Consider the following 362-nt stretch of genomic DNA (forward strand, 5'->3'; position numbering starts at 1 on the left):
TCGGCGAGCGGGGCCGCCGGGAGGAGGTGGCCGGCGAGGAGCGCGGTGAAGAAGCGGTTGAGGTCGGAGTTGGTGGAGATCAACTGGCCTGCGGCGCAGCCTGCGGAGGGGTCCAACTCCGTGAAGTCGCGCCGCGGTCCGTGCGCGGGGTTGCGTTGGTAACGCTGGGGGTGCGGCTCACGGATGGTCATATCCCCAGGAGCGCGGCTGCAGGTATGCCGCAGCCCGATGCGCTTCATGCTGCGCCGGTCCATCTCCTCCGCGAGGGTGCGTCCGCTGACCTTCTGCACGATCGGGCCGGCCACGACGGATTTGGCGTTCCTGTACCCCCTCGGCCTCCCCGGAGTCGCCTCGGCCTTGTG

1 protein-coding gene is annotated in these 362 nt (G+C 70.2%); it reads right to left on the reverse strand.

Features of this window, described 5'->3' with window-relative positions; translation table 11 throughout:
* On the reverse strand, positions 1 to 305 hold a 305-nt coding region (locus UK12_RS33740), incomplete at its 3' end, for a serine hydrolase (RefSeq protein WP_231591499.1).
* Positions 306 to 362: the final 57 nt, after the last annotated feature.

The organism is Saccharothrix sp. ST-888 (genome assembly GCF_000955975.1).
Lineage (GTDB): Bacteria > Actinomycetota > Actinomycetes > Streptomycetales > Streptomycetaceae > Kitasatospora.